Genomic DNA, 18775 nt, shown 5'->3' on the forward strand with positions numbered 1-18775 from the left:
TCCTTCACAGGTCGGCTTCATGTTTTGCAGGGGTATGGCCGCGCGCCTCGCGTGCGCTGCGGCGTGTCTGATTGCCGGGTTGGCGCTTGCACCGGCTTACGCCCAGACTTTGACGATGCGGAGCGCGCTGTCGCGCGCGCTGGAGGCGAGCCCGCGCCTGACGGCAGCTGAGCGCGACCTTGGCATTGCCACGGGCCAGCGCATCCAGGCGGGCGCGCTGCTCAATCCGGAGCTGTCCTATGAGCAGGACGATTCACTCGGCTCTGGCAAATATCGCGGGACGCGGTCGGCCGAGACTACGCTCCAAATCAGCCAAGCTTTCGAGCTGTTCGGCAAACGGGAAGCGCGGATTGCCGCCGGCGCAGCCGGCATCGAGGTCGCCGCGATCCAGCGCAAGGCCGTCAGGCTGGAGCTGCTGTCGGAGACCGCGATCGCCTTCCTCAGCGTGCTCGGCGCGCAGCGGCGCATCCAGATCCTCGACGAGCAGATCGCCGCGATCGACCGCCTGACGCCGCTGCTGCGCCGCCGCGTCGAGGCCGGCGCCTCCTCGCCCGCCGAGACCGGCCGCGCCGAAGTCGCCTCCGCCCTGGTGAAAGCCGACCGCGAGCGCTTCAAGGCGACGCTGGCCAGCGCCCGGCGCGAGCTGGGGGTGCTGATGGGAGATCCCGCCGCGAAATTCGGCGAGGTCTCCGGCCGGCTCGACACCACCGATCGGCCGCCGACGTTCCAGTCGGTGGTCGCCGCCATCGATGCCAATCCGCAACTGGTGCGCTGGACCGCCGTCTATGCCCAGCGCAATGCCGAGCTGTTGCTGGCACGGCTCAAGCCCTATCCCGACGTGCGGATCGCAGCCGGCTGGCGCCATTACAACGAAACCAATGACGATGCCGTGCGCTTCACCGTCTCGGTGCCGATTCCCGTGTTCGACCAGAACCAAGGCAACATCCTTTCCGCCCAGGAAAGCCTCGCCAAGACCAAAGCCGAGCGCGAGGCCAACCGCAACATGCTGATCGTGATCGCCGGCCGCGCCTATGATTCGCTCCAGGGTTCGCTGCGCGAACTCGCGGTCCTGCGCGAGACCGCGATCCCCAAGGCCGTCGAAGCGTCCGAAGCAATCTCGCAAGGTTACGCCCAGGGCCGCTTCACACTGCTCGAAGTGCTGGACGCCCAGGCGAGCGTCGCCCAGGCGCGGCTGCGGGAGCAGGAGGCGCTGCAGAATTTCCATGCAGGCGTTGCGACCATCGAAGGCCTTGTCGGCAATCCCTTCACGCTGGCGCGGGAGAGCGCACGATGAAGACGTCCTCCACCCTTGTCGTCGCCCTCGTTGCCGCCGGGCTCGGCGCCTACGCCTATTCCATGCTCGCGCCGGCCAGGCTCTCGCCAGCCGAGCATGCCGCGGAGAAGAAGCCGGAGAAACCGAACGACCATGTCGAGCAGGACGAGCACGGCGCCGATCGCATCCGCATCTCCGACGTCAAGCTCGCCGCCGCCGGCGTGGTGCTGGCGGAGGCCGCGAGCGCGACGCTGACCGACACGCTCGCCTTCAACGGCATCCTGCGCGCCAATCAGGAAGCCGTGGTGCAGGTGACGCCGCGCTTTCCAGGCATCGCCAAATCGCTCCTGAAGCGCATTGGCGACAAGGTCGCCAAGGACGATCTGCTCGCCGCGATCGAGAGCAACCAGAGCCTCACCGTCTACGAGCTGAAAGCACCGATCGCCGGCACCATCATCGAGCGGCAGATCTCGCTCGGCGAATACGCCTCCGAACAAAAGCCGGCCTTCGTCCTCGCCGATCTCTCCACCATCTGGGTCGACCTGTCGATCTACCGGCAGGACCTGCGGCGCGTCCGCCTCAATGACGAGGTGCTGATCGATCCCGATGATGGCCGCGGCGAGATCAAGGGCATGATCTCCTACATGGCGCCGATTGGCTCGAGCGAAACCCAGACCGCGCTGGCCCGCGTGGTGCTGCCAAATTCGGACGGGCGCCTGCGTCCCGGCCTGTTCGTCACGGCGCGGCTGATCCTCGCCGCGCGCAACGTCGCGGTCGCGGTGCGCCGCAGCGCGATCCAGACGCTGGAGAACCGGACCATCGTGTTCGTCCGCGAGGACGGCGACAAGATCGAGGCGCGGCCGGTGGAGCTTGGGGATGCCGATCCGCGCCATGTCGAGATCAAGGCGGGCCTTGCGGCCGGCGAGCATTACGTCGCGGAGAACAGCTTCGTCGTGAAGGCGGAGATGGGCAAGGGTGAGGCCGAGCATGATTGAGCGTCTCATCGCCGCCTCAGTTCATCAACGCTGGCTGGTTCTGCTGCTGGCGCTCGGCGCCCTCGCCTTCGGCGTCTGGAATTTCCAGCACCTGCCGATCGATGCCGTGCCTGACATCACCAACGTCCAGGTCCAGATCAACACCCGTGCGCCCGGCTATTCGCCGCTGGAGACCGAGCAGCGCATCACCTTCCCGGTCGAGACCGCGATGGGCGGCCTGCCGAAGCTGGATTACACCCGGTCGCTGTCGCGCTATGGCCTGAGCCAGGTGACGGTCGTCTTCAAGGACGGCACTGACATCTACTTCGCCCGCCAGCTCGTCGGCGAACGCATCCAGCAGGTGAAGGACCAGCTTCCGGCCGGGGTCGAGGTCGCGATGGGCCCGGTCTCGACCGGGCTCGGCGAAATCTTCATGTATACCGTCGAGGCCAAGGCGGGCGCCAAGACGCAAGGCGGCCACGACTATTCGCTGACCGATTTGCGGACCGTGCAGGACTGGATTATCCGGCCGCAGCTTCGCAACGTGCCAGGCGTGATCGAAGTCAACACCATCGGCGGGTTCGAGCGGCAGTTCCACGTGCTGCCGGACCCGGGCAAGCTGATGGCCTACCGGCTCGGCTTTCGCGACGTCATGACGGCGCTCGCCGCCAACAACGCCAATGTGGGCGCCGGCTATATTGAGCGCAACGGCGAGCAATACCTGGTTCGCTCCCCGGGCCAGGTCGGCAATATCAACGAGATCCAGGACATCGTCATCGGCTCGCGCGGCGGCAATCCCGTCAGGATCAGGGATGTCGCGACAGTGACGGAAGGCCGCGATCTGCGCACAGGCGCGGCGACGCGGGCCGGCGAGGAAACCGTGCTCGGTACCGCGATGTTGCTGATCGGGGAGAACAGCCGGACCGTGGCGCGCCGCGTCGCAGCCCGCCTGGAGGACATCGCCAAGTCGCTGCCCGAAGGCGTCGTGACGCGGACCGTCTACGACCGCACCGATCTGGTCGAAGCCACCATCCGCACGGTCCGGAATAATCTGCTGGAAGGCGCGGCGCTGGTGGTGGCCGTGTTGTTCCTGATCCTCGGAAACATCCGCGCCGCGCTGGTCACCGCCTGCGTCATTCCGCTGTCCATGGCCATGACCATTACCGGCATGGTCAAGACCAAGGTCAGCGCCAACCTGATGAGTCTCGGCGCGATCGACTTCGGCATCATCGTCGACGGCGCGGTGATCATCGTCGAGAACTGCCTGCGCATGCTGGCCGCGGCCCAGCGCGAGAAAGGCGGGCTGCTGACGACCTCGGAGCGGCTGCGTGCGATCCTGCGCGGGTCGAGCGAGGTGATCAAGCCGAGCCTGTTCGGAACCCTGATCATCGCGGTGGTCTACCTCCCCGTGCTGACGCTGACCGGCGTCGAAGGCAAGATGTTCACGCCGATGGCGCTGACCGTGCTGATGGCGCTCGGCGCTGCCGTGCTGTTCTCCATCACCTTCGTGCCGGCGGCGGTTGCCATCTTCGTCACCGGCAAAGTATCCGAGCACGAGAACCTGTTCATGCGGGCGGCGAAGCGCGCCTATCTTCCCCTGCTCCGATTTGCCATCGACAACCGGCTCGCCGTCGCAATCATGACCGCGCTCATCGTGGTCGCAAGCGGCATCGCTGCCGCGCGGATGGGTGGCGAGTTCATTCCGAGTCTGGACGAAGGCGACGTCGCCCTGGCCTCGATCCGGATTCCCGGGACCAGCCTTACGCAGTCGCTTGATCTTCAGAAGGCGCTGGAGAAACGCATCAAGCAGATTCCGGAGGTGAAGGAGTTCTTCACCCGTATCGGCACCGCCGAGATCGCCACCGACCCGATGTCGCCGGCGCAGACCGACGGCTACATCATGCTGAAGCCGCGCGCCGAATGGCCCGACCCGAACAAGCCGAAGTCGGAGGTGATCGAGGCCATCGACCATGCCGCTAACGAGATTCCCGGCAGCGCCTATGAGATCTCCCAGCCGATCCAGTTCCGTGTCAACGAGCTGATCTCCGGCGTGCGCAGCGACGTCGGCGTCAAGATCTTCGGCGATGACCTCGACATCCTGCAAGGCGCGGCAAAACGGGTCGAGGCAGCGATCCGCGGCATCCGCGGCGCCAGCGACGTCAAGATCGAACAGGTTGCGGGCCTGCCGATCCTCACCGTCCGGCTCGACCGCCAGGCGCTCGCCCGCTATGGCCTCAGCATCAGTGAGGTGCAGGGTATCGTCGAGATCGCAGTGGGCGGCAAGTCGGCCGGCAAACTGTTCGAGGGCGACCGCCGTTTCGACATCGTGGTGCGCCTGCCGGAGCATCTGCGTGGCAATCTCGAGGCGATCCGGGCTATCCCGATCCCGCTGCCGCCCGGTGAGGAGGCCAGCTCCGGCACGGCCGTGCGAACCGCGCTGGCCGCCTCTCCCCTCGCCCAGATGCGGTATGTGCCGCTGTCATCGGTCGCCACAGTCGATGCGACGCCCGGCCCCAACCAGATCAGCCGCGAAAATGGCAAGCGGCGCATCGTCGTCACCGCCAATGTCCGCGCGCGCGACCTCGGCTCCTTCGTCGCCGAGGCCGAAGCGGCGGTGGCTGAGAAGGTCAAGCTGCCGCCGGGCTACTTCATCCGCTGGGGCGGGCAGTTCGAGCAACTGGTCTCCGCGACCAAGCGGCTGACGATCGTGGTGCCGGTGGCGCTGCTGCTCGTGTTCCTGCTGCTGTTCATGGGCATGGGATCGGCTGCGGATGCGGCACTGGTGTTCTCCGGCGTGCCGCTGGCGCTGACCGGCGGAGTCGCGGCGCTGCTGCTGCGCGACATTCCGCTGTCGATCAGCGCCGGTGTCGGCTTCATCGCGCTGTCCGGCGTCGCCGTGCTCAACGGGCTCGTCATCATCGCCTTCATCGAGCGGCTGCGCAGCGAGGGGCGATCCGTCGTCGATGCCGTGCGCGCGGGCGCGCTGACGCGGCTGCGCCCGGTGCTGATGACGGCCCTCGTCGCCTCCCTCGGTTTCGTGCCCATGGCGCTCGCGACCGGCGCTGGCGCCGAGGTGCAGCGGCCGCTCGCGACCGTGGTGATCGGCGGCATCATCTCCTCGACCGTGCTGACGCTGCTGGTGCTGCCGGCGCTCTACGTGCTGTTCCGCCGTGACGAGGTGCGCGAAGCGCCTACAATGGCGCCTGATTTGGCAGCGTCCGGGGAGCGCTAGAGATGGCCGGCCCCGACCATCACGAACATCGCCATCATGATCATGCCGGCTATCCACACGATCATGGTCACGATCATGCTCATGGTCTTGGCCACGCGCATGTGCATGCGCCGACCAGCTTCGGCAAGGCGTTCGCGATCGGCATTTCGCTGAACATCGCGCTGGTCGTGGCCGAAGCCGTGTATGGCTATATCGGCAACTCCACCGCCCTGCTCGCGGATGCCGGGCATAACCTTTCCGACGTGCTCGGCCTGGTCGTCGCCTGGGGTGCGTCGATTGCAGCGCGACGCGCGCCGAGCGGCCGCTTCACCTACGGCCTGCGCGCCTCCACCATCCTGGCCGCGCTGGCGAATGCGGCGTTCCTGCTGGTCGCAACCGGCGCGATCGGCTGGGAGGCGATTTTGCGTTTGCGCGAGCCGGAGCCGGTCGCCGGCGTGACCGTAATGGTGGTGGCAGGCGTCGGCATCCTCATCAACGGTTTTACCGCCATACTGTTCGCACGCGGACGCAAAAACGATATCAACATCGAAGGCGCCTATCTGCACATGGCGGCGGATGCCGCCGTCTCGCTCGGCGTCGTCGTCTCGGCGGCGCTGATCACGTGGACCGGCTGGCTCTGGCTCGATCCCTTAACCAGCCTCCTCATCTGCGCCATCATCCTCTGGGGCACGACCAGCCTGTTGCGCGGCTCCATCGATATGTCAATGGCGGCAGCGCCCAAGGGCACCGACCTCGCCGCGATCAGGGCGTTCCTGCTGGCGCGGCCGGGCGTCTCCGCGATCCACGATCTCCACGTCTGGCCGATCTCGACCACCGAGACGGCGCTGACCTGCCACCTCGTCATGCCCGCCGGCAGCACAGGCGATGCATTCCTGATGGAGACCGCGCAACTGCTCAAGACCTCGTTCCGCGTCGGTCACACCACGATTCAGGTCGAGACGCATCCTGACAACGGCTGCGCCCTGGCGCCGGACGATGTGGCGTAGGATCTCACGGTCCATCCACCCGCCATCGCGAGGAGCTCGCGACAAAATTGCACAGCAATTTTGCGCTGATGCGACGAAGCAATCCAGACTGTCTCTGCTGAGGCCGCCTGATTTGCTTCGCTGCGCGCAATGACGATCGGGAAGCAGCGCGCTTACGCCGCCTTCGCTGTCACGATCCAGATCGCGCCCTGCAACGTCACCGACTGCCCTTCCTGAAACGGCGCGAGCATGTCGCGGATCGAAGCCTTGGCGGCCTCGTACGTCTCCGGCGGATGGCCCTGAAGCGCGCGGCTGGCGGGGCCGATCTGGAGTGCGCCGTCGACAGCGGCATCGAGGCCACCGCCGATCGCTATATCCATCGCCAGATTGTGCGGCTGCAATGCAAGGTCCACGAAGCCGGCACCTTTCAGGATGCGCATCACGCGCTCTTCGGAGGCGAAGGCGAACGGGCCCGGCTCTTCCGGTCCGACCGGCGGCATTTTCGGCACGTGCTTGTAGACCGCCATCAGCGGCGCCATCATCCAGGGGTTTTCCTTCGGCTCGCGCCAGCAAGCGAAAGCGAGCCGCCCTGTCGGCTTCAGCGCTGCCCGCAAATTGGTGAAGGACACAATGGGATCGGCGAAGAACATCACGCCGAAACGCGAGGCGAGCAGATCGAAGCTCGCCGGTTCGAACGAATGCACCGTGGCATCCGCCAGCACGAAATCGAGCGGCAGGCCCTTCGGCGCCAACGCGCGCGCCTGCGACAGCATCGGCTCGGAGACGTCGAGACCGAGCGCAAAGCCATCAGGCGCCACCGCCTTCGCAAGGGCGACCGTCGTTGCACCGGAGCCGCAGCCAACGTCGATCACGCGCTCGCCGGGCTTCGGCTCGGCACGGTCGATCAGCACGTCCGCGATCGGCCCGAGCAGTTTTTCCTGCACCGCATGACGATCGGCCCAACGTTGGCCGCTCGGGCCGTTCCAATAGGCGATCTGGTCGGCGTTGAGCTCGTGTCCGCTTGACTGTTCCATCAACCCTCTCCGCGACGGTGCCGAACGTCCGCGCTCGGCCCGAGACGCTTATCCACATGCCGATCCCAGCCGCAAGGCCGATTTCCGCGCGGGACAAGCCCCGACGCCGCTTTGCCAAGCCAAGTCGACACGGCCAAGCGGCCCTGTATGAACTCAGCGAACGGGAGAAAACCCCGTGAAGTCGGAACGATCAGTCGACATCGATTGCTTGCGGACAATCTCGATCATATGGGTGCCTGACCCACCCGCTTGCCTGGCTTCGCCAATGGCAGCCGGAGGCGGTCAAATCCTCCGTCGCTGCACGCCCAGCGACGTGACACCCCAAGACTTGCCGATCGCGCCGGCTTTCGCGCAGGCAGGCGCGGCAGCACATCGATGATGACATACAGTCCGGCAGACGGTCTGATCCGGACGGATGACGGCGCAAGGCGATCAGCACCGGTTACGTCAGGAGGATTTACGACGGGTCGAGGAGGAGCTCAGTCATTGAGGCGCCTCTCCGCCGTTGCGGGTGCCCCTCGTTTCTAGCCACAGCAAATCGTAGGCCGGCGCCCTCTATCGAGCGCCGCGCCTCACTCGCCGTTCCTCCAAGCTAGCGCCAGAACAGCGCCAGCAGCAGGATGACCGGAAGCGGAATTCCTAGCAGCCACAACAGGGCGCCTCGACCAAGTGTCATGGTGTCCGGCCTCTTCTAGCTTTGACATAGACCAAGCCGCGAAGCCCTCGGGAGTTCCTGCTTCAGGAACGGAAGATTTGAGGGCGCGTTGGAACAGAAAGTGGAAGTTCATGGAGGATCTCACCATGGTGACACGTGCAATACCTAATCCCTTTTTTGGCTGGACATGGTCGGCCGTGCTGGCTGGCATGTTCGCTTCGCTGGTCGTCCAGATCTTGCTGACGATGCTCGGTCTGGGCATTGGCTTGCTCGCAATCGACATACCCACAGCCTCAACGGCACCCGCTGGCGCTGGCTGGGCGGCGTTCGTGTGGTGGGCGGTGTCGGGAATCATCGCCGCCTTTGTCGGCGGTGCCGTTGCGGCAGCCAACTCGCCGGATCAGTCCGGGCTCGGCCGCGTCGGTCACGCACTTGCCGCCTGGGCGGTCACAACCGTGGTCGTGGTGGCTGCGGCAGCGATGATGCCGGCGTCCGCGACCAGCATCGCCAGCAACCTCGTCGGCCCGTCATATACAGCGAGCGCCCGGATCGCCTATTGGTCGAACAATACGGGACGGGATACGGTCGGTGCGACGACTCGGCCGGCCACGCCGGCCCAGCTCGATGAGGCCCGCAAACACTTCTCGTACGTGATGTTTGCAAGCTTCTGTTCGCTGCTCCTCGGCGCAGGAGCGGCCTATGCCGCCGGTATGGCGACGACGGCCCAGGCGGTCAAGGAAACGGCAAGGCCGATGACGTGACGGCACAACGCAGGCTCGGGAATGGAACGCTGGCGCGGGATCTGTGCGCATTCCGGCCGTATTGGTTTCACCGAACGGCCACATCGGAATCAGATGCCAACCAAATTACCTCGATAGGTTCGCCGTTCCTCAAACTGGAAAGGCATACCATGCGCAGCTTCACGGCATCCGTCATCGTTGCAGCTCTCGCCCTCGGGACACCGGCTCTGGTGCAGGCACAGGGCGCATCGCCGCAATCCGGCGCCGAGTCCCCGTCCACGCAGTCCAGCACGGTGATCCGGAGCATACAGGTTGTCGACGTTAAGGAATTGCAGCCGGCGGTGCGCGCGAAAGTCGATGAACTCGTGGCGCACACAAGCGATCAGGACATCCAGTCGCTTCGGCAGTCCATCGACGCCACACCGCAGGCAGCCTCCGTGCTCAAGGCCAAGGGCTTGAGCTCGTCACAAGTCGTCGCGATCAACATCGCCGACGGTGTCCTGACGATGTTCACCAAGACGGCGTGACATCAGACGGGAGATTCGAAACGCACGGTGGCGGCGAGCTGATCGCCGCCCCCTCAGCCGGACGACGAGATTCGCGCTACGAAAAAAGAGGAGGGCCCTGCAGCGGGCCTGCAGCAGGGCTACTCGTGTTCAGCATCAAAACCCTGCCCAGGCGGCAAATTGGAGCCAGTTGGCGGCGCGCTCGGCCCTTGCTTCGGCACCCGCCGGGGCGCTAAAGAGGCGCACTTGGGCGGTTAGCTCAGCTGGTTAGAGCATCTCGTTTACACCGAGAGGGTCCGCGGTTCGAATCCGTGACCGCCCACCAGCCTTCGCTCGCTTCGCGAGCTACGGCTGGGCAAGCCACCTTCGGAACATCATTGACGCGAAGCGGGCGAGGGCTGTCACGCCGAAGCCGGACAGGCGAAGGCGGACTTCCCGACACTCGCCGAGCTCAATCCTGCGGCCGGCCCGGCAGCAACGGCACCGCGTCGATCCACACCGCCGCCGACCGGCACCAGATTTGCCGCGTCGGCCGCAACTTGTCGCGCTGGCGGATGCTACCCCAGCGGATGCCCCAATCATCGGCCTGGTCGCCCTCGCCGCTCGTGAATAGCGGGGAACCGCAATCGGCGCAGAAATGCTGGAAGCGCATCTGGCCGTTGTCGCCCCGCTTGCCATAGATTTTGGGCGTGCCGCCGGTCAGGCGGACGTCGGCTCCGGAACAGACGGCCGTCACCCGGAACGGCGAGCCGGTCAGGGTCTGGCAGTCAGTGCAGTGGCAAACCGAGACCGCCTCGGGATCGATGTCGGCCTCGAAGCTGATCTTGCCGCAATGGCATTGCCCATCGATCTGCATCGCCCTCTCCCCCTTGGCTCCAAAACAAAAACGGCGCCCGAAGGCGCCGTTTTATCATCTTTTGCGGAATCTCAGTGAGCGGTCAGGCCGCCGGCGGCCTCATCGCCGTCCGGCTTCACCGTCACCTTGGTGTCCTCTTCCCAGACGATCGGCACCGGCTTCTTCACCAGCGCCTTGGCGACGACGTCGTCGAGGCGCGAAACCGGGATGATCTCCATGCCGCCCTTGATCGCATCGGAAATCTCCGTGAGATCCTTGGCATTGTCCTCGGGGATCAGCACCGTCTTGATGCCGCCGCGGGCAGCAGCCAGCAGCTTCTCCTTCAGGCCGCCGATCGGCAGCACGCGGCCGCGCAGCGTGATCTCGCCGGTCATCGCGACATCATGGCGAACCGGAATGCCGGTCATGACCGAGATGATCGCGGTGGCCATGGCGACACCCGCGGAGGGACCGTCCTTCGGCGTCGCGCCCTCCGGCACGTGCACGTGGATGTCGCGCTTGTCGAACAGCGGCGGCTCGACGCCGTAGTTGATCGCACGCGAGCGGACGTAGGACGCCGCCGCCGAGATCGACTCCTTCATGACGTCACGGAGATTGCCCGTGACCGTCATCTTGCCCTTGCCGGGCATCATGACGCCTTCGATCGTCAGCAGCTCGCCGCCGACATCGGTCCAGGCAAGGCCGGTGACGATGCCGACCTGCGGCTCGCTCTCGATCTCGCCGAAGCGGTATTTCGGCACGCCGAGCAGCTCTTCCAGAGTCTTCTCGGTGACCTTGACCGACTTCTTCTTGGAGATCATCAGCTCCTTCACCGCCTTGCGGGCGAGTGTCGAAAGCTCACGCTCAAGATTGCGCACGCCCGCTTCGCGAGTATAGCGGCGGATCAAGAGCAGCAGCGCGTCGTCGTCGATCGAGAACTCCTTGGAGTCCAGGCCGTGCTTGGACACGGCGTTCGGGATCAAGTGCTTGCGCGCGATCTCGACCTTCTCGTTCTCCGTGTAGCCCGCGATCCGGATGATCTCCATGCGGTCCATCAGCGGGCCCGGAATATTGAGCGTATTCGCGGTCGTGATGAACATCACGTTGGACAGATCGTAGTCGACCTCGAGATAGTGGTCGTTGAAGGTCGCGTTCTGCTCGGGGTCGAGCACCTCGAGCAGCGCCGAGGACGGATCGCCGCGGAAATCGGCGCCCATCTTGTCGATCTCGTCCAGCAGGAACAGCGGATTGGACGACTTCGCCTTGCGCATCGACTGAATGATCTTGCCGGGCATCGAGCCGATATAGGTGCGGCGGTGGCCACGGATCTCGGCCTCGTCGCGCACGCCGCCAAGCGAGACGCGCACGAATTCGCGCCCCGTCGCCTTCGCGATCGACTTGCCGAGCGAGGTCTTGCCGACGCCGGGAGGCCCGACGAGGCACAGGATCGGACCCGTCAACTTGTTGGCGCGCGACTGCACCGCGAGATACTCGACGATGCGTTCCTTGACCTTCTCGAGCCCGTAATGATCGGAGTCCAGGATGGCTTGCGCCGCTTCCAGATCCTTCTTCACCTTGGACTTCTTGTTCCACGGGATCGACAGCAGCCAATCCAGATAGTTGCGCACGACGGTCGCTTCCGCGGACATCGGCGACATCTGGCGCAGCTTCTTCAATTCGTGCTGCGCCTTCTCGCGCGCTTCCTTGGAGAGCTTGGTCTTGGAGATCTTCTCTTCGAGATCGGCGAGCTCGTCGCGACCGTCGTCGTCGCCGAGTTCCTTCTGGATCGCCTTCATCTGCTCGTTGAGATAATACTCGCGCTGGGTCTTCTCCATCTGGCGCTTGACGCGCGAGCGGATGCGCTTCTCGACCTGGAGCACCGAGATCTCGCTCTCCATCAGGCCCAGCACCTTCTCGAGGCGCGTCGTGACGGACAGCGTCTCCAGGATGCCCTGGCGGTCCGCGATCTTGACCGCAAGATGCGAGGCAACCGTGTCGGCCAGCTTGGCGAAATCGGTGATCGCCTGCACGACGCCGACGACCTCGGCCGAGATCTTCTTGTTGAGCTTCACGTAGCTCTCGAAGTCGGACACGACCGAGCGCGCCAGCGCCTCCGCCTCGACCGACTTCGCGTCGGTGTCGGCGAGCGCGACCGCGGTCGCTTCGTAATAGTCGGCGCGATCGGTGTATTTCTGCACGCGCGCACGCTCGAGCCCTTCGACCAGCACCTTCACGGTGCCGTCGGGAAGCTTCAAGAGCTGGAGCACGCTGGCAAGCGTACCGGTCTCGTAGATGGCATCGGGCGCCGGATCATCATCGGACGCGTTCTTCTGCGTCGCCAGCATGATCAGCGCATCGTTCTTCATCACCTCTTCGAGCGCGCGGATCGACTTCTCGCGACCCACGAAGAGCGGCACGATCATGTGCGGGAAGACGACGATATCGCGCAGCGGCAGCACGGGATAAGCGTGCGTTTCGCCATGAACGATGGTTGGCCGAGGTTTGGGATTAGTCATGGCCTTTTCCTTTTGCTTTGCCCCCTTGCACGCAGCCCGCTGATCATGCGCAACCGCCACAAGGTGCCGACGTGATCCGCAGAGCCGGTCGGTCCTTTTGCGAGTCGGACCGGCTTGCCGGATCGGAACTGAGGCGAATCCAGAAGAGAATTTTCGCTCGCCGCCGACATTAGGTGGCTATCGACCCGGGGGGTGTCAAGTCATTGAAAAACGCGCGCCTTCAGGCGCTTACGCACGCAGGTAAGCGACGCAACACCGGCTGCGGAGATACAGCTCCGCAGCCCTCCTTGATGAGACGATTGGAGCGTTCCAGCGCCGAGAAATCAGGCGCTGGCATTCTCGACGGCGCGATCGGACCGATCGGCGTAGATGTAGAGCGGACGCGCCGTGCCTTCCACGACTTCTCGCGAAATCACGACCTCTTCCACACCTTCCAGACCCGGCAGGTCGAACATGGTCTCGAGCAGGATCGCCTCAAGGATCGAACGCAAACCGCGCGCGCCGGTCTTGCGCTCGATCGCCTTGCGCGCGACCGCGCCAAGCGCCTCGTCGGCGAAGGTCAGCTCGATGTTCTCCATCTCGAACAGGCGTTGGTACTGTTTCACCAGCGCGTTCTTCGGCTCGGTGAGGATCTTCTTCAGCGAGGTCTCGTCCAGGTCCTCGAGCGTCGCCACCACCGGCAGACGACCGACGAATTCAGGGATGAGGCCGTACTTCAGGAGGTCCTCAGGCTCGACGTGACGGAAGATCTCGCCGGTCCGGCGATCCTCTGGCGCGAGCACCTGGGCACCGAAGCCGATCGAGGTCGACCGTCCGCGCGCCGAGATGATCTTTTCGAGACCGGCGAAGGCGCCGCCGCAGATGAACAGGATGTTGGTGGTATCCACCTGCAGGAATTCCTGCTGCGGATGCTTGCGGCCGCCCTGCGGCGGGACCGAAGCCACCGTGCCTTCCATGATCTTGAGCAGCGCCTGCTGCACGCCCTCACCCGACACGTCGCGCGTGATTGAGGGATTGTCGGACTTGCGGCTGATCTTGTCGATTTCGTCGATGTAGACGATGCCGCGCTGGGCGCGCTCGACATTGTAGTCGGCGGCCTGGAGCAGCTTCAGGATGATGTTCTCGACGTCCTCGCCGACATAGCCGGCTTCGGTCAGGGTCGTCGCGTCCGCCATCGTGAACGGCACGTCGAGGATGCGGGCGAGCGTCTGCGCGAGCAGAGTCTTGCCCGAGCCGGTCGGACCGATCAGCAGAATGTTCGACTTCGCGAGCTCGACGTCGTTGTGCTTGGTCTGGTGGTTGAGGCGTTTGTAGTGGTTGTGCACCGCGACCGACAGGACCTTCTTCGCATGGCTCTGGCCGATCACGTAGTCGTCCAGCACCTTGCAGATTTCCTTCGGCGTCGGAATGCCGTCGCGCGACTTGACCAGCGAGGATTTGTTCTCCTCGCGGATGATGTCCATGCAGAGCTCAACGCACTCGTCGCAAATGAAGACCGTGGGACCCGCGATCAGTTTGCGGACTTCGTGCTGGCTCTTGCCGCAGAACGAGCAATATAGCGTGTTCTTGGAGTCGCTCGTGCCGACCTTACTCATTCATGTCTCCGTCCGCGGTTCGATCCCGTTCCGCTCGATCGCTCCATTCCGACACGATGGCCGGCATGAAGCTTAAGTAGAGCAAATTCCGTACCAAAAAAGACCCTACGCGTTACATCCCGTGCGAATCACGGTCGCTCGATTCTCCGCGATCTTAGCCGATCAATCGTAGCCAACCATGCTGTCACCCGACTATCAAGAATTCGCTAATCGGGGCTCGCCGGCTACCCGTGACAATACCGTGATTTCCGGTCTTGGCACGGGCGAAGTGATCGAAATCATTCCGGCGTTGCTGGATTACCACGAAAAACAAGCACGAAAGCGGAACTTTCTGCCTGTCGCAGGACGCAAAACGGCGTTTTGCAACGCGCGCGCGGTCCTTAACGTGAACATCGTCCTGACGGTCCCCGGCGATCCCGAGGGATCGCCGTAACCACCGGGTAGTGCTATTGGGTTTTCGCCGGCACCGGTTCCTCGGCGCGCTTGTCGATCACCCTGTCGACCAGACCGAACTCCTTGGCGTCGTTCGCAGTCAGGAACTTGTCGCGTTCCAGCGCGTCCTCGATCGACTTGTAGGTCTGGCCGGTGTGCTTGACGTAGATCTCGTTGAGCCGCTTCTTCAGGTTCAGGATTTCCTGGGCGTGCAGCATGATGTCGGTGGCTTGGCCCTGGAAGCCGCCGGAGGGCTGATGAACCATGATACGCGCGTTCGGCAGCGAGAAGCGCATGTCCTTCTCGCCGGCGGCAAGCAGCAGCGAGCCCATCGAAGCCGCCTGGCCCGTGCACAGCGTCGAGACCGGCGGGCGGATGAACTGCATGGTGTCGTAGATGGCAAGGCCCGACGTCACCACGCCGCCCGGCGAGTTGATGTACATCGAGATTTCCTTCTTCGGATTTTCAGCCTCGAGGAACAACAACTGCGCGACGATCAACGTCGACATCCCGTCCTCGACCGGGCCGGTCACGAAGATGATGCGCTCCTTCAGCAGGCGCGAGAAAATGTCGTAGGCGCGCTCGCCACGGTTGGTCTGCTCGACCACCATAGGCACGAGGTTCATGTAGGTTTCAACCGGATCGCGCATGAGTCACCTAGGGTTTCGGAGACGGACATCGCCAAGCTTGGCTGCCAGTTTGGCTGGATTTGCCGGAAGGCGGATGGACGTCCTGTGATGCAGGAACTTGGCAGAGGTAGAACATTGGTACAGGGCGTACCGACAGATATAGCCCAATTCGCGCCTGACAAGTGCGGAGCGCATTAAGGCTTAATCCCTCGGGTAGTTGAAGCTGATTCGCACAAAGAGGCCCAGCCGGCCATCTGGCTAGCTTGGCCTCTTCGCTGATCATTCTTAATAGAAGACTGCCTCAATCCCTTCAGGCAGCGGTCTTTTCCGCCTCGTCGTCCTTGTAGAGGTCCTCGCGCGAGACCTTCTTCTCGGTCACGTTTGCGAGTTCGAGGATGAAATCGACGACCTTGTCCTCATAGATCGGTGCACGAAGCTGGGCCAGCGCCTGGGCGTTGTTGCGGTAATAGTCCCAGACCTCCTTCTCGCGGCCGGGCATCTGGCGCGCCCGCTCGATCACCGCGCGGCCGACCTCGTCGTCGGTCACGGTAATCTTGTTCTTCTCGCCGATCTCGGAGAGCACGAGGCCGAGGCGCACGCGGCGGTCGGCGATCTTGCGGTACTCTTCCTTGGCGGCGTCTTCCGTGGTGTTCTCGTCGGCGAAGGTCTTGCCGGCGGAGTCCATCTCGGCCTTGACCGAGTTCCACATCAGATTGAACTCCTCGTCGACCAGCGAGGGCGGCGCTTCGAAGCGATGCGCCTCGTCGAGGCGGTCGAGCAGCGCGCGCTTGACACGCTGACGCGTCGCGGTCGCGAACTCGGCGGCGAGACGCTCGCGCGCGGCTTCCTTCAGCTTGTCGAGCGATTCAAGGCCGAGCGTCTTGGCGAACTCGTCGTCGATCGCGATGTCCTGCGGCGCCTCGATCAGCGTCGCGGTGGTCTCGAACTCGGCGGGCTGGCCGGCGAGCTTGTCGTTCATGTAGTTCTTCGGGAACGACACTTTCAGCGTGCGCGTCTCGCCCGCGCCGATGCCGGTCAGCTGCTCCTCGAAGCCGGGGATGAAGGTGTTGGACCCGATGACGACCTGGATGCCCTCACCGGTGCCGCCCTCGAAGGCTTCGCCGTTGATGGTGCCCTTGAAGGCGACGGTGACGCGGTCGCCCGAGGCGGCCTTGGCGCCCTCGCCCTTGTCAGCATAGGTACGGTTGGAATCAGCGATGCGCTTGATCGCCTCGTCGACGTCGGAATCGGTGACCTCGGCGACGGGCTTTTCGACCTGGAAGGTCTTGAAGTCGGCGAGCGCGATCGAAGGCACCACCTCGATCGCGACCGTGTAGGTCAGATCAGTTTTACCCGACAGCAGCTCCTCGACCTCGGCCTGCTCGCTGGGCATGGTGATCTTCGGCTCGGTCGCAAGGCGGAAGCCACGCTCGGAGAACAGCTGGGTGTTGGTGTCGCGGATGGTCTGGTCGATGGTCTCGGCCATCACCGAGCGGCCATAGACCTTCTTCAGGTGACCGACCGGCACCTTGCCGGGACGGAAGCCGTTGAGGCGGACCTTGTCCTTGAGATCGACGAGCTTGGCATCGGCCTTGGCGTCGAGATCAGACGCAGGGACGCTGATCTTGAACTCGTGCTTCAAACCTTCCGAGAGGGTCTCTGTGACCTGCATGGCGTCCAATCTTCTTCTCGTTCGGTCCCGGCGCGCATGCGTCGGGACGCTGTCATTAATCGATCCGGCGCGAGGCAGACGCCTCAACGCCGGTGGTTCAGCGGGCCGGCTCCAAGCGGACAAACATCCGCGAGGAAGCTGGCGTCGTAATCCGTGCAAACGCTGAAAGCGCTTGGTGCGGGCGGAGGGACTCGAACCCCCACATCTTGCGACACTGGAACCTAAATCCAGCGCGTCTACCAGTTCCGCCACGCCCGCGTGAATTCGCATCAAGGCCGGCCGCGATGCCGCGGGCGGCCGGGCTTATAGCATGTGCCTGACTGTTCGCAGCAAAAAATGGCTGGTCGGAGGCAGGCATCAAATAGGCACGCCGGCTGGACTTATCCAGCGCGGCGTGGTCCGGATCGGCCATGACAACGCGGATTTTTGACCTGAGCCGACGCGAGGTTTTGGCGGGCCTCGGCGCCTCGGCGGCCGGGCTGATCGCCGGCGGCGCAACCCCGCCGGCCACAGCCCAGCTCGCCCTCCAGGCAAGGCCGGCCACGTTGGCGCTGAGGCAGGGTCAGCCGCCTACGCCGATCTGGGAGCTCGCCGCCGTAAGCCATCTGGGAAACGTTCGTCTCAAGCGCGGCAACCGCTGCGAGGTGGTGTTCCGGAACGAGCTGCCTGTGCCGCTTGCACCGGTCTGGTCCGGCCTGAACGGCCCGGCCGCTTCCGACCCGCTACGGGGGCGCGCGCCAACCGCCCCGGGTGCGACTGAAACATCAATCATCTCAATATCTAGTGCAGGAACCCTGCTGGCCGACTTCCGGCTCTTCGAGGACGGCCTGAAGCAACCCGCCCGCCCGCTTCCGATCATCGCCGAGGAGGCAAATCGGGTCCCCGTCGATCGCGACGAGGTTTTGCTGATCGAGGAATGGCGCCTGCGGCCGGACGGGACCGCGCTTTCCCCCGGTCGCGATCCCCAGGACACGACGCCGCTCTACACGATCAACGGACAGACTTCATTCGAGCTCTCAGCTGCCGCCAATGAGCGGCTACGGCTGCGCTTTATCAATGGCTCCCAACGCACTGTTCTGGCGATCAAATTGGAAAGCCACGAGGTCAGGGTCATGGCCCTGGACGGACAGCCGGCCGAGCCCTTCCCAGCTCGCAATGGCGCTCTCGTGCTGGCCCCCGGCGGACGGGCCGACGCGTTTGTGAACACGGCCATATCGGCCGCTTTCGTGCTGCATGACGGCAAGGAGGCGCGAAGCGTAGGCAGCCTCAAGGTATCGGGCCAATTGGAGCGGCGCATTCCGCTGTTCGAACCGCAGCCACTCCCGTCGAACGATCTACCTGAGAAGCTCGAGTTGAGAGGCGCCCTGCGGTTCGATGTCGCGCTGGGCGCAGCCGATTCCGGCTGGGCGCGGCCGGCAAACTTTTCCACCGCTTCCGCCCCCGCCTTCCGCGCCAAGGCCGGCCGCACCGTCGTACTGGCCCTGCAGAACCCCGCCCCGATCACCACCGTGTTCCACCTGCACGGCCACCCCTTCCGCCTGCTCGACAAGCTCGACGACGGCTGGAAGCCCTATTGGCTCGACACGCTCGCGATCGAGCCCGGTCAGACCCAGCGCATCGCGTTCGCGGCGACCTCACCCGGACGATGGCTGCTCGAATCCGTTCTGACCGACTGGGCCGCCCCGCGCCTGGTGCGCTGGTACGCGGTGGAGTGAAC

At 64.5% G+C, this 18775-nt stretch carries 14 protein-coding genes and 2 tRNA genes; 9 read left to right on the plus strand and 7 right to left on the minus strand.

The features are described from left to right. The first annotated feature begins 19 nt into the window (after positions 1-19). From ihpA to IVA96_RS17805, 4 genes are all read left to right on the plus strand, one after another. Entirely contained in the window at positions 20-1294 is a 1275-nt protein-coding gene (ihpA, locus tag IVA96_RS17790; protein ID WP_247277125.1) for a divalent metal ion exporter subunit IhpA, read from the plus strand. Continuing rightward, a complete protein-coding gene (gene ihpB / locus IVA96_RS17795) occupies positions 1291-2268 on the plus strand; it encodes a divalent metal ion exporter adaptor subunit IhpB (RefSeq protein WP_247418463.1) in 978 nt (325 codons plus the stop codon). Before ihpA ends, ihpB begins: the two co-directional genes overlap by 4 nt. After that, the gene (locus IVA96_RS17800) at positions 2261-5479 is read left to right on the plus strand and encodes a CusA/CzcA family heavy metal efflux RND transporter (RefSeq protein ID WP_247277123.1); all 3219 of its coding nucleotides are present in this window, start codon (positions 2261-2263) and stop codon (positions 5477-5479) included. The genes ihpB and IVA96_RS17800 overlap by 8 nt, the downstream gene beginning before the upstream one ends. A gap of 101 nt (positions 5480-5580) precedes the next feature. Next, entirely contained in the window at positions 5581-6465 is an 885-nt protein-coding gene (locus tag IVA96_RS17805) for a cation diffusion facilitator family transporter (protein ID WP_346015615.1), read from the plus strand. 152 nt (positions 6466-6617) lie between these two features. Here IVA96_RS17805 and IVA96_RS17810 read toward each other — a convergent pair whose 3' ends face one another. Then, a complete protein-coding gene (locus IVA96_RS17810; RefSeq protein ID WP_247277122.1) occupies positions 6618-7478 on the minus strand; it encodes a methyltransferase domain-containing protein in 861 nt (286 codons plus the stop codon). A gap of 801 nt (positions 7479-8279) precedes the next feature. Here IVA96_RS17810 and IVA96_RS17815 point away from each other — a divergent pair. The 3 genes from IVA96_RS17815 (at position 8280) to IVA96_RS17825 (ending at position 9704) form a co-directional block, all read left to right on the plus strand. Further along, positions 8280-8894: a hypothetical protein gene (locus tag IVA96_RS17815; RefSeq protein ID WP_247277121.1), complete on the plus strand. Its 615-nt coding sequence runs from the start codon at positions 8280-8282 to the stop codon at positions 8892-8894. Positions 8895-9043: 149 nt separating this feature from the next. Then, positions 9044-9400: a hypothetical protein gene (locus tag IVA96_RS17820; RefSeq protein ID WP_247277120.1), complete on the plus strand. Its 357-nt coding sequence runs from the start codon at positions 9044-9046 to the stop codon at positions 9398-9400. A gap of 227 nt (positions 9401-9627) precedes the next feature. Next, positions 9628-9704: transfer RNA gene (locus IVA96_RS17825), tRNA-Val, on the plus strand. Positions 9705-9830: 126 nt separating this feature from the next. On the opposite strand, the gene IVA96_RS17830 is transcribed toward IVA96_RS17825, so the two are convergent. The 3 genes from IVA96_RS17830 to clpX all read right to left on the minus strand — a co-directional run bounded on the left by IVA96_RS17830 (position 9831) and on the right by clpX (position 14325). Beyond that, positions 9831-10235 carry a GFA family protein gene (locus IVA96_RS17830; RefSeq protein ID WP_247277119.1) on the minus strand — a complete coding sequence of 135 codons (405 nt, stop codon included), beginning with the start codon at positions 10233-10235 and terminating at the stop codon, positions 9831-9833. A 71-nt stretch (positions 10236-10306) separates the two neighbouring features. Continuing rightward, on the minus strand, positions 10307-12730 hold the full coding sequence (gene lon / locus IVA96_RS17835; RefSeq protein ID WP_247277118.1) for an endopeptidase La: 2424 nt from the start codon (positions 12728-12730) through the stop codon (positions 10307-10309). 323 nt (positions 12731-13053) lie between these two features. Further along, on the minus strand, positions 13054-14325 hold the full coding sequence (gene clpX / locus IVA96_RS17840; RefSeq protein ID WP_008547851.1) for an ATP-dependent Clp protease ATP-binding subunit ClpX: 1272 nt from the start codon (positions 14323-14325) through the stop codon (positions 13054-13056). 178 nt (positions 14326-14503) lie between these two features. Here clpX and IVA96_RS17845 point away from each other — a divergent pair, with 178 nt between their 5' ends. Continuing rightward, positions 14504-14758: a hypothetical protein gene (locus IVA96_RS17845; protein ID WP_247277117.1), complete on the plus strand. Its 255-nt coding sequence runs from the start codon at positions 14504-14506 to the stop codon at positions 14756-14758. 13 nt (positions 14759-14771) lie between these two features. On the opposite strand, the gene IVA96_RS17850 is transcribed toward IVA96_RS17845, so the two are convergent. From IVA96_RS17850 to IVA96_RS17860, 3 genes are all read right to left on the minus strand, one after another. Beyond that, positions 14772-15407, minus strand: a complete 636-nt coding sequence (locus tag IVA96_RS17850; protein ID WP_247277116.1) for an ATP-dependent Clp protease proteolytic subunit — start codon at positions 15405-15407, stop codon at positions 14772-14774. Between the two features lie 289 nt (positions 15408-15696). Next, a complete protein-coding gene (gene tig / locus IVA96_RS17855; RefSeq protein WP_247277115.1) occupies positions 15697-17058 on the minus strand; it encodes a trigger factor in 1362 nt (453 codons plus the stop codon). A 173-nt stretch (positions 17059-17231) separates the two neighbouring features. Further along, positions 17232-17316 (minus strand) — tRNA-Leu (locus IVA96_RS17860). A 152-nt stretch (positions 17317-17468) separates the two neighbouring features. Here IVA96_RS17860 and IVA96_RS17865 point away from each other — a divergent pair. Beyond that, a complete protein-coding gene (locus tag IVA96_RS17865; protein ID WP_247277114.1) occupies positions 17469-18773 on the plus strand; it encodes a multicopper oxidase domain-containing protein in 1305 nt (434 codons plus the stop codon). Positions 18774-18775: the final 2 nt, after the last annotated feature.

The organism is Bradyrhizobium sp. 159 (assembly GCF_023073795.1).
Classification (GTDB): domain Bacteria; phylum Pseudomonadota; class Alphaproteobacteria; order Rhizobiales; family Xanthobacteraceae; genus Bradyrhizobium.

Coding starts and splice junctions, on each gene's coding strand:
- IVA96_RS17865 (WP_247277114.1), top strand. CDS start 17,469: ATGACAACGCGGATTTTTGACCTGAGCCGACGCGAGGTTTTGGCGGGC.
- IVA96_RS17820 (WP_247277120.1), top strand. CDS start 9,044: ATGCGCAGCTTCACGGCATCCGTCATCGTTGCAGCTCTCGCCCTCGGG.
- IVA96_RS17845 (WP_247277117.1), top strand. CDS start 14,504: ATGCTGTCACCCGACTATCAAGAATTCGCTAATCGGGGCTCGCCGGCT.
- IVA96_RS17810 (WP_247277122.1), bottom strand. CDS start 7,478: ATGGAACAGTCAAGCGGACACGAGCTCAACGCCGACCAGATCGCCTAT.
- IVA96_RS17815 (WP_247277121.1), top strand. CDS start 8,280: ATGGTGACACGTGCAATACCTAATCCCTTTTTTGGCTGGACATGGTCG.
- tig (WP_247277115.1), bottom strand. CDS start 17,058: ATGCAGGTCACAGAGACCCTCTCGGAAGGTTTGAAGCACGAGTTCAAG.
- ihpA (WP_247277125.1), top strand. CDS start 20: ATGTTTTGCAGGGGTATGGCCGCGCGCCTCGCGTGCGCTGCGGCGTGT.
- IVA96_RS17830 (WP_247277119.1), bottom strand. CDS start 10,235: ATGCAGATCGATGGGCAATGCCATTGCGGCAAGATCAGCTTCGAGGCC.
- clpX (WP_008547851.1), bottom strand. CDS start 14,325: ATGAGTAAGGTCGGCACGAGCGACTCCAAGAACACGCTATATTGCTCG.
- ihpB (WP_247418463.1), top strand. CDS start 1,291: ATGAAGACGTCCTCCACCCTTGTCGTCGCCCTCGTTGCCGCCGGGCTC.
- lon (WP_247277118.1), bottom strand. CDS start 12,730: ATGACTAATCCCAAACCTCGGCCAACCATCGTTCATGGCGAAACGCAC.
- IVA96_RS17850 (WP_247277116.1), bottom strand. CDS start 15,407: ATGCGCGATCCGGTTGAAACCTACATGAACCTCGTGCCTATGGTGGTC.
- IVA96_RS17800 (WP_247277123.1), top strand. CDS start 2,261: ATGATTGAGCGTCTCATCGCCGCCTCAGTTCATCAACGCTGGCTGGTT.